At 68.1% G+C, this 15,588-nt stretch carries 9 protein-coding genes; 3 read left to right on the top strand and 6 right to left on the bottom strand.

What is annotated here, in order from left to right; genetic code table 11:
• Positions 1-24: 24 nt before the first annotated feature.
• From yicI to CRP55_RS15960, 4 genes are all read right to left on the bottom strand, one after another.
• Positions 25-2,247 (bottom strand): alpha-xylosidase, encoded by a 2,223-nt coding sequence (gene yicI, locus CRP55_RS15975; RefSeq protein ID WP_097320792.1) that lies wholly within the window; start codon positions 2,245-2,247, stop codon positions 25-27.
• An 11-nt stretch (positions 2,248-2,258) separates the two neighbouring features.
• Positions 2,259-3,119, bottom strand: a complete 861-nt coding sequence (locus CRP55_RS15970) for a carbohydrate ABC transporter permease (protein WP_097320790.1) — start codon at positions 3,117-3,119, stop codon at positions 2,259-2,261.
• A 30-nt stretch (positions 3,120-3,149) separates the two neighbouring features.
• Positions 3,150-4,049 (bottom strand): carbohydrate ABC transporter permease, encoded by a 900-nt coding sequence (locus CRP55_RS15965; RefSeq protein WP_097320789.1) that lies wholly within the window; start codon positions 4,047-4,049, stop codon positions 3,150-3,152.
• A 61-nt stretch (positions 4,050-4,110) separates the two neighbouring features.
• Positions 4,111-5,421 carry an extracellular solute-binding protein gene (locus CRP55_RS15960; protein ID WP_097320787.1) on the bottom strand — a complete coding sequence of 437 codons (1,311 nt, stop codon included), beginning with the start codon at positions 5,419-5,421 and terminating at the stop codon, positions 4,111-4,113.
• Between the two features lie 434 nt (positions 5,422-5,855).
• Here CRP55_RS15960 and CRP55_RS15955 point away from each other — a divergent pair, with 434 nt between their 5' ends.
• Positions 5,856-6,812 (top strand): PrsW family intramembrane metalloprotease, encoded by a 957-nt coding sequence (locus CRP55_RS15955; RefSeq protein ID WP_101536195.1) that lies wholly within the window; start codon positions 5,856-5,858, stop codon positions 6,810-6,812.
• A 13-nt stretch (positions 6,813-6,825) separates the two neighbouring features.
• On the opposite strand, the gene CRP55_RS15950 is transcribed toward CRP55_RS15955, so the two are convergent.
• Both CRP55_RS15950 and CRP55_RS15945 read right to left on the bottom strand, forming a co-directional pair.
• Positions 6,826-7,830 (bottom strand): LacI family DNA-binding transcriptional regulator, encoded by a 1,005-nt coding sequence (locus tag CRP55_RS15950; RefSeq protein WP_097320784.1) that lies wholly within the window; start codon positions 7,828-7,830, stop codon positions 6,826-6,828.
• An 84-nt stretch (positions 7,831-7,914) separates the two neighbouring features.
• Complete coding sequence (locus CRP55_RS15945) at positions 7,915-10,809, bottom strand: glycoside hydrolase family 3 protein (protein ID WP_097320782.1); 2,895 nt, start codon at positions 10,807-10,809, stop codon at positions 7,915-7,917.
• 658 nt (positions 10,810-11,467) lie between these two features.
• Between CRP55_RS15945 and CRP55_RS15940 the strand changes: the two genes are divergently transcribed.
• Both CRP55_RS15940 and CRP55_RS15935 read left to right on the top strand, forming a co-directional pair.
• On the top strand, positions 11,468-13,513 hold the full coding sequence (locus tag CRP55_RS15940) for a CpsD/CapB family tyrosine-protein kinase (protein WP_097320780.1): 2,046 nt from the start codon (positions 11,468-11,470) through the stop codon (positions 13,511-13,513).
• A gap of 659 nt (positions 13,514-14,172) precedes the next feature.
• Complete coding sequence (locus CRP55_RS15935; protein ID WP_097320779.1) at positions 14,173-15,099, top strand: siderophore-interacting protein; 927 nt, start codon at positions 14,173-14,175, stop codon at positions 15,097-15,099.
• The last annotated feature ends 489 nt before the right edge of the window (positions 15,100-15,588 follow it).

Below are 15,588 nucleotides of genomic sequence, written 5' to 3'. Positions count from 1 at the left end.
GCCGCGATGCGGCCCCGCTCACCTTTATCCGACCCAGCTTGACTCGTCGGCGCCCAAGGAAACGGAAGCGCCGCCGACGATCTCCACCCGCCACGGCAGCGGGGCGCCCTCGCGCGTGACGCGAATGCCGGCATCGGAGGCGGAAACGTCGAAAACGGAAGAGCCGACCCTGATTGACGTACGCCCGGAGAACTCGAACAGGCGCAACGTCACACCGTCCGCATAGTCGTAGTCGGGCCGGTCGACCACGGCGCCGACCGGGATCACCGCGCCCGGGCGCACCAGCAGCGGCACGCTGTCGAAGCCGTGCACCTCGTGCTTCCAGCCCGGCCCCTCGACGACCTCCCCGGTCTGCCACCGGGTCCAGCGCCCCGCCGGCACGTAGTAGCCGACCTCGCCGCCCTCGCTGAACACCGGCGCCACCAGCAGGTCCCCGCCGAGCAGGTACTGCCGGTCGAGGTGGGTCACCGCCGGGTCGTCCGGGAACCCGACGACCATCGGCCGCATCACCGGAAGGCCCTGCTCATGTGCTTGACGGGCGGCTTCCCAGAGGTACGGCATGAGGCTGTATTTGAGGTGCGTGAACGACCGCAGCACCTCGACGGACTCGTCGTCGAACAGCCACGGCACCCGGTAGGAGTGGTTGCCGTGCAGCCGGCTGTGCGACGAGAGCAGCCCGAACGCGATCCATCGCTTGAACACGGCCGGGTCGGGCTTGCCCTCGAACCCGCCGATGTCGTGGCTCCAGAACCCGAAGCCCGAGCTCATCAGCGACAGCCCGCCGCGAAGGCTCTCGGCCATCGACTCGTACGTGGCCGAGTTGTCGCCGCCCCAGTGCACCGGGAACTGCTGGCCGCCCACGGTCGCCGAGCGGGCGAACAGCACCGCCTCGCCCTCTCCGCGGTGCTCCTTGAGCACGTCGAAGACGACCTCGTTGTAGAGCTGCGTGTAGTAGTTGTGCATCCGCTCGGGGTCGGAGCCGTCATGCCACACGACATCGGTCGGGATGCGCTCGCCGAAATCGGACTTGAAGGCGTCGACGCCCATCTCCGCGAGTGTGGACAGCTTGCCCGCGTACCACCGACGGGCCTCGGGGTTGGTGAAATCGACCAGCGCCATGCCGGCCTGCCACCGGTCCCACTGCCAGACGTCGCCGTTCGCCTTCTTCACCAGATAGCCGTTGGCCAGGCCCTCGGCGAACATCGAGGAGCGCTGGGCGATGTACGGGTTGATCCAGAGGCACGTACGCAGGCCGCGGTCGTGCAGTCTCTTCAGCATGCCCGGCGGATCCGGGAAGATCGCCGGGTCCCACTCGAAGTCGCACCAGTGGAACTCGCGCATCCAGAACGTGTCGAAGTGGAAGACACTCAGCGGAAGGTCGCGAGAAGCCATCCCGTCGACGAAGGAGGTCACCGTCTCCTCGTCGTACGGGGTGGTGAACGACGTCGTCAGCCACAGGCCGAACGACCAGGCCGGCGGCAGCGCGGCCCGGCCGGTCAGCGCCGTGTACTTGCGCAGCACGTCGGCCGGGGCCGGGCCGTAGATCACCAGGTAGGACAGGGTCTGCCCGGCCACGCTGAACTGCGTGCGCGAGACCATCTCACTCGCGACCTCGAACGACACCTTGCCCGGGTGGTCGACCAGAACCCCGTACCCCCGGTTGGTGAAGTAGAACGGGACGTTCTTGTACGCGAGCTCGCTGCTGGTGCCGCCGTCCTCGTTCCAGATGTCGATGCTCTGGCCGTTCTTGACGAACGGGCCGAAGCGCTCGCCGAGCCCGTAGACCGCCTCGCCGACGCCGAGGTCGAGCTGCTCGTGCACGTAGCTCTCACCGTCGGCGGTGTCGACGACGCCCATGCCGCGCCAGCCGGTCCCGGTGATCCGCCTGCCCTCGGCGAGGAAGTCGAGGCCCCAGCCGTCGTCCTTGAATCGCGCGGTCAGCGCGCCCGAGGTGATCGAGTTCGCCTCGACCGCCACCGCGTGATCCTCCGCATTTACAGCGAAATTTGGACCTTTGGGGGCGCCGCCCAGGAAGTGCCCGAGGGTCACCCGGATGACGTCGGGCGCCGGCGCTTCCAGCTTGACGGTGATCAGCGGGGTGTCGAGGGTGTCCGCGCGAGCGCGTACCGGCTTGGTCGTGGCGTATGCGGTCAGGCTGTTCTCGCCGGCCTCGGTGTCCCTCAGCTGGGACGGATGCAGGACCGTCAAACCCTGGCGCTTGAGCCAGTACCCGTCGGTGAACTTCATGAGGTGTCCCTTTACTTGATCGCGCCGGCGGTGATACCGCGAGTGAGCGTGCGCTGGAAGATCAGGAAGAAGAGCATGGCCGGCAGGATGCCGATCAGCGCCGAGGCGCTGGTCGTGGTGGCGTCCATCAGGCGGTCGCCCTGGAGAACGCCCAGGGCCACCGGCACGGTCTGCTTGTCGTTCGAGATCAGGAAGACCAGCGGCAGGAAGAACTCGTTCCACGTCCAGATGAAGAAGAAGGTGAACAGCACGCCGAGCGTGGGCATGCTGACCGGCACGACGATGCGCCACAGGGTCCGCCATTTGCCCGCGCCGTCGACGGCGGCCGCGTCCAGCAACTCGACCGGGAACTCGGTGTAGACGGAGGTCAGCAGGTACGTGCCGAAGGCGGCCTGGATGACCGTGAAGATGATGACGATCGAGATCAGGTTGTCGTAGATCCCGACTTCCTTGGACAGGAAGTACAGGGGGTAGACCAGCACCTCCTGCGGCAGCAGGTTGGCCACCAGGAAGAAGACCAGGAACCAGATCCGGCCCTTCACCCGGCCGATGCCCAGCGCGTACGCGTTGAGGATCGACAGCAGCACGCCGAGCACGGCCACCGTGAAGCTGGTGATGAAGCTGTTCCAGAGCTTGGTGCCGAAATCGACCCGATTCCAGAAATTGACGATGCCGTCCCAGTACAGGTGCGTCGGCAGCGACAGCGGGCCGCCGCCGGCGTAGTCGGCCGGGCTCTTGACCGCGTTCACGGCCACGACCAGCAGCGGCGCCACGACGAGCAGCAGCAGGATGAGCAGGGCGGTGAGGATGCCGAAGCGCACGGGGTTGCGGCGCTTGGCCGCCTTGCGCGGTGGCTCTTCTTGATCGGTCATGATCGCAGGAGCGGCGGTAACGGTCATGGGTCAGCCTCGCTCGGCGCGGTTCTGCAGGCGCAGGAAGACGATCGCCAGCACGATGATGAGCACGGTCAGCACGGTCGAGATCGCCGATCCGTACCCGACCTGGGCCTTTTCGAAGAAGTTCTTGTAGGCGAAGTACGAGGGGACGAGTGTCGCGTTGCTCGGCCCGCCCCGGGTCAGCACGAAGACCTGGCCGAAGATCTTCAGCGCGGCGATCGTGGTGGTGATGAGCACGACGTAGAACTCGGGCCGGATCATGTAGACGGTGATCCGCCGGAACCGCTGCCACCAGGTGGCGCCGTCCAGGTCGGCCGCCTCGTAGAGCTCCGGGTTGATCCGCTGCAGGCCCGACATGAACATGACGATCGGGTAGCCGAGCTGGAACCAGATCATCACGCCCATCACGCTGTAGAGCGCGTACTTCGGGTCGCCCAGCCAGTTCTTGGCCAGCCCGCCGAGCCCGATCGATTCCAGGATCTTGTTCAGGGCGCCGTACGAGGGGTGCAGGATCCAGCCCCAGACGATGCCGGTGACCGCGACGGGCAGCACCTGCGGCAGGTAGAAGCCGGAGCGGAAGAAGCTGGCCCACCGGTTGCTGAAGTGCTTGGCGATGTAGTCGAACAACAGCGCCGCCAGCACGAGCCCGAGGAAGGTGGGTATCACCGCCATCGCGATGATCAGCAGGATGATGTGGCCGAACGAGGCCCAGAAGTTCGCGTCCTGGAACAGCCGGGTGTAGTTGTCGAATCCGATCCAGGTCGGGCTGCCCACACCGGTCCACCGGGTGAAGCTGGTGTAGACGGTCATCACGAGCGGCACCACGATGATCGCCACCGACAGCACCACGCCCGGGATCAGGTAGACCGCGTAGCCGCCCCGGCTGACCTTGCTGGTGCCGGCCATGGGGACGCTCCCTTCTCTTGCTTTGTTCAGGGGGCGGCGCGAGCCGCCCCCTGAACGACGGCTACTTGCCGAGGTCGGCCAGGTTCTCGTTGTACGGCTTGGCGATCTCGTCGAGCATCTGCTGCGGGGTCTTGGAGCCGTTGATCAGGCCCTGGACGCCGCCGACGAGCACGTCGTAGTAGCCGGGAGCCGGCCAGTCCGGGTAGAAGGCGAGACCGTCCTCCGTCGAGATCTTGTTGAAGTTCTCGATCAGTTCCTTGTTCTTCGGATCGGTGATCGCCGACGGGTCGGCCGCCACCGGAACGCCGCCGTTGTTGCCGAGCAGCGCCTGGATCTCGGGCTTCATGGTGATGTCGATGAAGTCGTACGCCAGCGCCTTGGCCTTGCTCTTCTCCGGCACGACCCAGAGGTTGCCGCTGGAGCCCGGGTGCAGCTTGTTGCCGGGGAACAGGAAGGTGCCCCAGTCGAAGTTCTTGATCTCGTTGACGAACCGGCCGTACCACCAGCTGCCGGAGATCATGATCGGGAACTTGCCCTGGGTGAAGGCGACGCCCATGTCCTCGGCCTTGATGCCGGCCGAGTTCTTGGCGATGTAGCCCTTCTTGACCCAGTCGGCGAACGTCTCGGCGCCGTACTTGAGCTGCGGGCCGTTGAAGTCGACCTTGTTCTTGTACAGCTGGTAGTCGTCGACGAAGGCGCGGTCGGCCTTGGACAGCGCGAGCTCGTAGAAGATCTGCTGGGCCGGGTATTCGGCGCCGCCGACCGACAGCGGGGTGACGCCCTTGGCCACGAACGCGTCCATCACCTTGGTGAACTCGTCCAGCGTGGTCGGCACCTGCAGGTTGTACTTCTTGAACTGGTCCTTGTTGTAGAAGACCTCGACGTACTCGCCGTAGTTCGGGATGCCGTACGTCTTGCCCGAGCCCATGATGCCCTGCTCGTCGTACTTGGCGGTCGTCTGGAGGCTGCCGGTGAGCGCCTTGTCCCAGCCGCGCTTGGACGCCTGCTCGGACAGGTCGGTCAGCAGGCCCTGCTTGGAGAGCAGACCCGCGGTGGCGTTGCCCTTGTTGTACTCCATGATGTCCGGGGCGGAGTCCGAGTTGAGGATCATCTGGGCGTTCTGCTGGATCTGCTCGAAGCCCTTCTCCTCGAACTTCACCGTGACGCCGGGGTGCGAGGCCTTGAACTCCTCGATCGCCTTGTTCCAGGCGATGCCCATGGCGCTGGTCGGACCCTCGTAGTGCCACAGGGTCAGGGTCTTGGCGTCGGCCCCTTCGTCCTCCGATCCACCACCACCGCCACAGGCGGTGAGGGCGAGCGAAGTGGCCAGCAACAGTGCACCGGCCGAGAGGCCGGCTCGCGATCGAATCATGGATCGTCCTCCGGGAGGGATTCGTCGAAGCGCTTCGACGATGGCCCGTCGAAGCGCTTCGACGACGGGACTTTCCGGTGACGCTAGGCCCGGCCGCGCGTAGATGTCAACGGTGTGACGAAGAGATTTCCTGGACCGTGATCGAGAGACGCCCGTCACGGATGGAATCGCTCCCACCGAAGCCCTTTGGATGCAAATGGCCCGAGTCGGCGCCCCCACGCCGACTCGGGCCACATCGATGCAGATCAGGGCGTCACAAGAGGAAAACGCGCGCCGAGCCGCTCATGGTCCTAGAAGATCGCAAACGAAAACGTCAGACCTCATCCCGCGAGGGTGAGATCATCGCCGCGCGGTGAGCGGCCCTCATCGACGGGCGGCAACTTCACCTTCTCCGGGGGAGGTCATGTGCGGCCTCAACCGCCAGCCTGACGGGCATGACCTACTCGACATCCGCCGCGTCGGCCTCGGTGGTGTCCGGCCGCCGTCGCCCGGCCTGGGCGGTCATCCTGATCACCGGCCTGATCCTGTGGCTGGCGACCGTCGCCGTCACCTTCGCCACGGCCAACGCCAACCTCGTGCCGACCCTGGTGCTGCTCGGGAGCTTCCTCGTCCCGGTCACCTTCGTGGCCTGGGCGTACAGCCACCGGGACGAGGTCATCACGGTCGAGGCGCTGTTCCGGCTCTTCATCGTCGGCGGCATCCTGGGCGTGCTCGGCGCCTCGATCCTCGAGACGTACCTGCTGCATCCCTCGGTGTGGATGTTCGTGGGCGTCGGCCTGATCGAGGAGGGCGTCAAGCTGGCCGCGCTGTGGCTGCTCACCCGCCACCTGGCCGGCAAGTCGGTGCGCAGCGGCGTCGTGCTCGGCGCCACGGTCGGCTTCGGCTTCGCGGCGTTCGAGTCGGCCGGGTACGCGCTGAACGCGCTGATCACCGTGGACGGCCTCTCGCTGCGGTCGCTGGTCGAGACCGAGATCCTGCGCGGCCTGCTCGCACCGTTCGGGCACGGACTGTGGACCGCGATCCTCGGTGGCCTGCTGTTCGCCACCGCGGCTCGGGCGACCGGCCCCGGCGCGACCACCGCCGAGCCGCATGCGGCGGTCTCGCACACCAGGCACTTCCGCCTGACCGGCGGCCTGGTCCTCGGCTATCTCGGCGTCGCCCTGCTGCACGCGCTGTGGGACTCGATGCACGGCATCGCCGTCTACCTGACCTGGGTGATCACCAGCACCGCGGGCCAGCAGGCGCTGTTCGAGCGGGGCTGGATCCCGCAGCCGACCGACGAGCAGGTCCACCTGTTCACGCTGTTCTCGATCGGCGGCACGGTCCTCATCACGCTGATCGCCCTCTACTGGCTGCGCCGGGTATGGCGTGCCGGCCGGCACGCCGCCTGAGCGCGGCCCTACCCTATCGAGGCGGCGAGCAGCTCTCCCGCTCCACCAAGGTGGGCGGCAGCAGGCGCACCGACTCGATACTGCGGCCGTCGAGCAGCCGCATGGCCGTCTCGACGGCCAGCCCGCCCACGTCGTGGGCCGGGATGTCGACCGAGGTCAGCGGCAGCGGCATGTTGATCGCCACGTCGCGCGGGCAGATGGCCACGATCGAGATGTCCTCGGGCACCCGCTTGCCGCGGGCCCGCAGCAGGTCGAGCAGGGGGCGCAGGGACTCCTCGTTGTGCACCACCAGGGCCGTGGCCCCGGGCAGCTGCGCGTCGATGTCGTCCAGGCACGCCCGTACGCCCTCGACGTCGGGCTCGCACGGGTGGGCGAGAGTCCGGAGCCCGAGCGACTCCGAGGCCTCGGTGAAGCCGGTCAGGAACCGCTCGGCGTAGGTGGTGCCGCGCCGGTAGACGGCCGGCGACGGGCCGACCAGGGCGATCTTGCGGTGGCCGTGCCAGGCCAGGTGGCGCAGGGCCTCGCCGGCGGCGGCCGCGAAGTCGAGGTCGACGCAGGCGATGCCGAGCGGGTCGTTCGGAAGCCCTATCAACACCGACGGCTGCTTGAGCCGGCGCAGCGCGGGCAGCCGGACGTCCTCCCGTTCGACGTCCATGAGGATCAGCGCGTCGACCATGGTGCTGTTCGCGACCCGTTCGAGGCCGGCCGTGCCCTCGTCCTTGGTCAGCAGCAGCACGTCGTGGTTGTGGGTGCGCGACGCGGTCACCACCGCCGTCGCGAACTGCATGATCACCGGCACGTTGACGTCGAGGCGCAGCGGCGCGACCAGCGCCAGCACGTTCGTCTTGCTGCTGGCCAGGGCCCGGGCCCCGGCGTGCGGGTGGAAGCCGAGCTCGGCGATGGCCGCCTGCACCCGTTCGCGCGTCTGCGCGGAGATGGGGCGCCGGCCGCTCAGCACGTACGACACCGTGCTCGGCGAGACACCGGCGGCACGCGCCACATCATTGATCGTCGGCATCCAACCTCCCCCTGGTTCGCCCGATCCTACTTACCTTTATGGCCCCGCCCGCCGGCTGACCAAGCCGACGGGCGGGTTCCCCTCTCACCGAATAAAGAACTGGGACAAACGGACCCCTTCGCCGAGTACGAGATAAACGTCGTGACGGCCGCTGGTCCGGGCCACCGGAACGGTCGTCGTCGCATAGCTGTAGACGTCGCCGGTCGCGGAAACGGTCGCGGTGCCGATCAGCCGCCCGGTGGGCGATCCGAGGCGCGCCTCGACCGTTCCACTGCCCGACGTGCGGACGGTCAGCGATTGGGCGTTGCGGAGATTCGCGTCCTTGTAGGCGGCCCATTGGCCGTCCGCGGTCGCGCCGATCACGGTGCCGGCCGCCTTGCTCTCGTCGAGCAGCTTCACCCCTGCGTACGCGTCGAATGTCTCGGCCCGGGTGACCCGCGAGAGATCGCGGGCCGGAATGGTCTCGCCCTTGACCTTCAGCGTCGTCCGCTGCCGGATGTCGCCGGCCGAGGCGCCGATGAGAATGTCGTAGTCGGACGACTCGACGACCCAGCGGCCGCGCGTCTGATCCCATCGAGCGAGGTCATTCTTTTTCAGCGGAAGGGTCACGGTCCGGGTTTCCCCGGCCTTCAGATGTACGCGGTCGAACGCGCGCAACTGCTTGACGGCCGTGGTGTCGCGCGAGGTGCGCTGATGCGTGTAGAGCTGTACGACTTCATCGCCGTCGCGCTTACCCGTATTGGTGATTTTCAGTGTGACTTTGTCGCCGTTGATCAGCGGCTTGCCGTACTGGAAAGAGGTGTACGAAAGGCCGTACCCGAACGGATAGAGCGGCTTCTGCTTGCTGTAGAGATACGTCTGCCCGGTCGAGATGATGTCGTACTGGTCGAGGTCGGCCGGCAGCTGATCCTGCGACGCCGGCCAGGTCTGGGTGAGACGGCCGGCCGGGTTGCGGGCGCCGTAGAGCACGTCGGCGATCGCGTGCCCGGTCTCGGCTCCGGCGTGCGTGGTCCAGACGATCGCGGGCACGTTCTGCTGGATCCAGTTGATCGTCTCCGGGTAGCTGGTCTGCAACACCACGACCGTACGCGGATTGGCCTTCACCACGGCCTTGACCAAAGCTTCCTGGCCGGCGCCGAGGGCGAGCGAGGTGCGGTCGTGCGCCTCACGGCCGTTGATGAACGGGTTGCTGCCGACCACCAGCACGGCCGTGTCGGCGCTCCTGGCCGCGGCGACCGCCTCGTCGACACCGCTGCGCAGCACCTCACGCGTGAAGTGGGCGGCACCGGCCGCGTCGGGCGAACCCAGCGTCAGCGCCCCATCGGCACCCACGGTGATGTATTTGTTCGGGCCGAACCAGCTCTCCAGCGTCTCGTAGCCGGCGTAGCGCAACGCGAAGGTGCCGTCGGCCTGCTCCTCGAGCTTGAACTGCTGCTGCACGAACCAGCCGTTGGGCTGGTCGTCGCGGGTGGTGAAGACACCGTTGGTGTTGCCGAGGTACTTGCCGTTGCCGACGTTGCGCAGGGTGAGGATGTCCTGGCCCCAGTCGACGACGTCGAACTGCGCCTCCGGCGTGGCGGCGGTGGCGGTGACGGTGGCCGCGTCCGGGCCGCCGGCCAGGTAGCGGTCGCCGAGCTTGAGCGCGATCCGGTCGGAGCCGGTGCTGTCCACCGTCGCCGCGGCCTGCTCCTTGATGCCGTCGGCGGCGGTCACCTCGTACGGCAGTTTTCCGCCGTACCAGTCCGTGTAGAGCGTGTCGGCCAGCGGGCCGATCACCGCGGTCTTGTCCTTCTTCAGCGGCAGCAGCCCATTGTTCTTGAGCAGCACCATCGCGTCGCCGGCGGTTTCGCGCGCGAGCTTCCGATGTTTATCGCTGTCGATTATTTGTCCGTTTATGTCGTTATACGGCCCGCCATCCGGATCGAACTCACCGAGCCGGAAACGAATGCTCAGCGCGTGCCCGACCGCTTTGTCGACGTCCTTCTCGGTCAGCAGCCCCTGGGCGAGCGCCTGCTTGACCGCGGTCACCGTCGGCACCGCATTGGTGTCGTCGACGGTGAAACTGTCCAGCCCCGCCTTGATCACCGCGGCGTCGGCCTCGGGCTGCGTCGAGTAGTACTTCTGCGACTGGACCAGCCCGTTCGGCGCCCACGCGTCGGTCACGTTGAACAGCGGGTAGTCGGCCCACTCGCGCAGCAGCGTCGCCTGGTCGGGGTCGACCGTCGCCGGGCGCCCGTTGATCAGGTTGTACGACGCCATGACACCGGTCGCGGCGTTCGCGGTCAGCGCCGGCTTGAACGCCTGCCGGTCGTATTCGTTCAAAACCCGCTGCGGCACATTGGAGGAGGTCGTGTCGCGCAGCGTCTCTTTGTTGTACGCCAGGTAGTGCTTCAGCGTCGGCGCGGTCTTCAGATGGGCCGGGTCAGGACCTTGGAGACCTTTGCCGTACGCCGTGGAGATCGCCCCCGTGAGCAACGGGTCCTCCGAGTAGCCCTCCTCGTTGCGACCCCACCGGGGGTCGCGCAGCAGGTTGACCACCGGGGCCCACAGGTTGAGCCCGAAGACCCGCGGATTTTCGGCGTGGAACCCCCGCGCCTCGTCGCCGACGGCCGCGCCCACCCGCTTGATCAGGTCAGGATCCCAGGTGCTGGCCAGCCCGACGGCCTGCGGAAAGGCGGTGCCGTCGGCGGTGACCACGGCCCCGTTGTTGTCGATGTCGGTCGACCAGGCGACGCCGTGCAGCGCCTCGGTGCCGGTCTTGAAGAAGTCGAGGCCGAGCCGCGGAACGGCCGGCTGATATTGGTGGAGGAGGGAGACCTTTTCATCGAGCGTGAGCCGCCCGACGAGGTCGTCGACCCGCACCTGCAACGGCAGGCGAGGATCGCGGAACGGATAGGACGGTCCCGCGTGCGCAACCCCAGGAACCGTCGGCGCGGCCAGCAGAGCCGCGGCCAGGACGGTCAGGAAACGCCTTCGCATGGGCAATTCTCCTCATCGAAGGATGACATTCCAGGAACGACGAGATAACCCACTCAGCCCAAGCGGGTCCCCATCGTCGAAGCGCTTCGATTGTCGGCGGTATCGCCCACCCTAGATGCCGCACAAACCCCTGTCCACACCCCACCCGAAATCTCCCGTTAACATCGACCCCCGCCAACCTCCCACCCAGCTCACACCCCCTTCCCACCCAACCCTGACCGTTCCCCACTCCTCTTCCTCTCCCGTTGCCGCGCTTCCCCTCGCCCTGCCCTCCTCGCCCTGCCTTCCCTCCTCCCGATCTCCTTCGCCACCTTCCGTCGTCGCCCTCCCTGGCCCCGGCCTTCCCCCCACCCCCCTCGCCCACAGCCCCGCCTCACCTCGCCCGCGGCCCTTCACCTCGCACCCCGACATCTCTTTCTTCGCCGGCTCGCCCGCTGGATCGCCCGCCGGCTCGGCTTCCGGCGCCGGGCCCGGGCCGCGCCCCTTTTCGGGCGCTCCACCACCCCCGCGCCTTCCTCCATCTGGTGCAAGTTCGGGCCTTCTCTCCCTCTACGGCCGGTGAACCGGACCGCTGTCGCGTCTCGTGATTTCTGGTAGCGGTCCGTGACGAGCCGGCCTTAGGCTCCGATCGAGGCGGCATGACGGGAGGACAACCCGGATGACGACGACGAGCGAGCCCGCGCGGCTGATCCGCGGGTACGGCGGATGGGTCCTGCTCCTGATGATCGTGCTCGCGGCCGCCGCCTGGGGTTTGAGCCTTCTCGAGCCCACCCGCTACCGCGCCGAGGCCACGCTCGTGGCCGAGCCCCGCATGCGCACCAACATCGCGCCCGTCCCCGCCGATCCCGCTACGGAGAGCGAGATCGCCCGCTCCTCCGCCGTCCTCCGCCCCGCCGCCGCCACGTTGGGCATCGCCCAGCAGGACCTGTCCGACGGCCTCACCGTCTCCCCCGCCAAGTTCGGCACTTCATTCACCATTGCGTACGAATCCCCGACCGCACCCACCGCCCGCACCCGAGCCCAGGCCGTCGCCACCCAATACCTCTCCTATCGCAACGCCACCACAGCCCAGTCCGGCATCTCCGCCGCCCTGATCACCCCCGCCAGCTCGGCGACCCGAGTGACCTGGCTGCCACCGTGGATGTACGCCACGATCGGCGCCCTGACCGGCCTGCTCATCGGCGTCGTCGCGGTCCGCCTCCGCACCCGCGACCGCGTACACGGCCGCGTCCACTTCGAGCACCTCACCGGCATGCCCGTCCTGGCCACCATCCCGCGCGCCCGCCGCTCCCGCGGCCCCGGCGCGCCACTTCCCGTACTGCTGCGCTCTCCCGCTTCCGCCGACGCCGAGGCCTACCGTTACCTGCGCGCCCGCCTCGAGGCCTGTTTGGAGGGCCCCGCCACCGTCCTGGTGACCAGCGCCCATGAGGGCGAGGGCCGTAGTACCACCGCCGCCAACCTCGCCATAGCCTTGGCCCAGTCCGGCCGCCGCGTGGTCCTCATCGACACCGACGTCCGCGGCCCTGTTCTGCACCAGATGTTCGCCCTGTCCCGAGACCGAGGCCTGACCGGCATCCTGACCGGCGACATCACCGGCGCCTCCGCGCTGCGCGACGGCCCCGTCCCTAACTTGCGCCTGATGGCCGCCGGCCCCGACCAGGACGGCGCCCCCGACCTGCTGGCCACCTCTTTCGGCGAAATGCTCCGCGAGCTCAAGTCCGAATGCGACGTCATAGTCCTCGACTCGGCCCCCGCCCTGCACGTAGCCGACGCCGTAGCCTTGGCCGCCGTAAGCGACCTGGTCCTCCTGGTAGCCGACTTCGACCGCCTGTCCCGCTCCACAGCCCGCCACACAGCCACAGTCCTGACCCCGGCCACAGCCGCCCCCGTAGCCGCAGTCCTCATAGCAGTCCCCGATTCCCGAGGCGGACTGATCCCCCGCACCAGAGCCGGCCGAGCTCCCGCCCCCACCCCTTCTTCTCCAGCCCCCACCCCTTCCTCTCAAATCCCCACCCCAGATCGCCGGGCCACCCCGGACCGGCTCACCGCACCAGGCCGCACCGCCGACCCCGATCCGCGCGCCACTCCGAACCGGCTCACCGCACCAGGCCGCACCGCCGACCCCGATACGCGCGTCGCCCCGAGCCGCCTAACCGCATCAGGCCGCACCGCCGACCCCGATACGCGCGCCACTCCGAACCGGCTCACCGCATCAGGCCGCACCGCCGACGCTGATCGGCGCGCCGCTCCCGACGATCCGGGCGATCAACCCACTCAGGCCCTCGGCTCGGCCGCCCTTCCGCCAGCTCTCGGTCTGGCCGCCCGGGCGCACCCTTCCGCCGGGCCTTCAGGCAAGCCGCCTTCCGCTCGCCCACCCGCGACTGCCACCGGCCCCGCTTTCGCCCGCCAGTCCCACAAGAGCGACCCCGGCTCCGGGCCGACCGTTCCCAACATTCCCGCCGACTCAGCCCGACCCTCCACCTCGAAACCCTCACCGAATCCCTCGCCGGCATCCCCACCGGCCAAGCCCACCTCCGCACCACCGACCGCCCACGGCTCTCCGGCGGCAACCGCCAAGGCCGCCGTCCCCAAGCCCCGCCTCTACACGTCGAGCGCCGCCTCCGAAGCCGAGACCGCGACCAACCCCGACCCGAAGCACAACGACCCCGACGCAACTGACGCTGCCCCGCCCAAGCACCCCTGAGGCCGGCAACCCGCGCCCGGCCGCGCTCGAAGCCAGCACCAATCCCGCGCCCGGCTCCCGCCGCCAGCACCAGTCACGACCTGGTTACCAGCACCGATACCGCGCCCGGCTCCCGCCGCCGGCACCGATCCCCCGCCTGCATCCCGCGCAGCACCAATCCCGAGCCCGGCTCGCGCCGCCAGCACCCATCCCGCGCCCGGCTCGCGCCGCCAGCACCAATCCCGCGCCCGGCTCGCGCCGCCAGCACCAATCCCGCGCCCGGCTCCCATCGCCAGCGCCGATCTCGCGACCGTCCGCTCCCGCCGACCGGTGCCCCGCGCACGTCCGTCCGGCTGGATCCACCTCCCGGACTCCTCGCCTACCGACGACGGTCCTAGCGGATGTGCGTTCTCACAGGCGACGACACACGTTTTCGCTGCTGGTCGTGCGCGACGACTGTGCGTCTATCCGCCCGACCCCGAACCCCTGCGTACGGCCGTCGCCTAACGACGCGCAACCCCTAAGTTCCGCGCTCCGTCGACGGTTCTGCGAAAGGTTCGACCTTGAGCGCATTTCACAATTGGTGGGGGCGGCTGGTGGCTGGCGGGTGGTTCAGGTTAGGTTAGCCATACCTTAAGCCGGAACCGGTTGGGACCGTGCGCGTATGAGGAGGCCCCCCCGTGACCCAGACTGCTGAGCAGACTGCGGCCGTACTGTCGTGGCGGTTCTTCGCCGTCGAAGTGCGCAAGGTTGACCGCTTGAGTCCCAACTTCGTGCGGATCACCTTCACCGGTGAGGACCTTCACAAGTTCGCCGACAACGGTTACGACCAGCGCATCAAGCTGCTGACCGCGCTGCCCCAGGTCGGCTTCGCGCATTTGCCCACCAGCGCCGACTGGTACACGGAATGGCGTGACCTGCCCGACGGGCACCGCAACCCGATCCGCACGTACACCATCCGGGCCGTCCGCGCCCACCTCAACGAAGTCGACGTGGACATGGTGCTGCACGGCAGCACCGGCCCCGCCTCCAAGTTCGCCGCCGAAGCCCAGCCCGGCGACGTCGCCTACCTGATGGGCCCCAACGCCGACTTCGAAGGCATCCACGGCGGCATCGACTTCCACCCGCCCGCGCACACCGACTGCCTGCTCCTCGGCGGCGACGAAACCGCCGTACCCGCCATCGCCTCAATCCTGGCGAAGCTCCCAGCCGACGCCCGCGGCGAAGCCCTCCTGGAAGTCCCCGAAGACGGCGACCAGCTCACCGACGTGGTGGCCCCGCCCAACGTCCGCGTCACCTGGCTCCCCCGCAACGGAGCCCCCCAAGGCGACAAGCTGATTCCCGCCGTACGCCAGGCCACCCGCCGCATGCTCGGCGACGTAGCCGGCACGCCGGTGACCGACCTCGAGGACGTGGACGTGGATCACGACATCCTCTGGGAGGTCCCCGAGCCGTTGACCGACGCCAGCCGTTTCTACGCGTGGTTGGCGGGTGAGGCGGCAGCCATCAAAACCATCCGCCGCCACTTGGTCTCCGAGTGCGGCGTGGACCGTCGCTCCGTCGCCTTCATGGGGTATTGGCGTCAGGGTAAGGCCGAGGACAACTAATCCTGAGCTCCTGGCTTTTCGCTGCCCCTGACCCCGGCTTCGGCGGGGGGTCGGGGGCGGATTGCTTTCTTACGCTCGGACGGTTGGGGATAGGGGGTAAGCACTCTCAGCTGGCTGGGAAGCGCTTTACGCTGTGAGTACTTACCCCCTATCCCCAACCTTGCCTGGTATCTGGTCACCCCAGGACATGAAGGCCAGGTCCGAAGAACAACACCGGCTGGGCGGCTTGCCGCCGGCTGGGGGAGTTTGGGTGCAACGAAAGCTAGCCCGTCTCGCCGCCGGCTGAGTGGCACCAGACCGTTTAACTGCATGGTCGATAAGAACCCAGAAATGCCGAACACCAAACCCGTGGTGGTACAGCAGGGGTCGGTAATGAGAGCTTTTTCAGCTCACGTGCGCAGTGGCAACAACCAGCACCGACCTGCGGTCTGGGTTCTTATCGACCATGCAGTTAAACGTCCAGAGCCCGCCCAGCGGTAGCGACCCGCC

This window comes from Paractinoplanes atraurantiacus, from assembly GCF_900215205.1.
In the GTDB taxonomy this organism is placed as follows: domain Bacteria; phylum Actinomycetota; class Actinomycetes; order Mycobacteriales; family Micromonosporaceae; genus Actinoplanes; species Actinoplanes atraurantiacus.
Note: the sequence above shows the minus strand (reverse complement) of the source record. Positions and strands in the feature narration are given on the sequence as shown.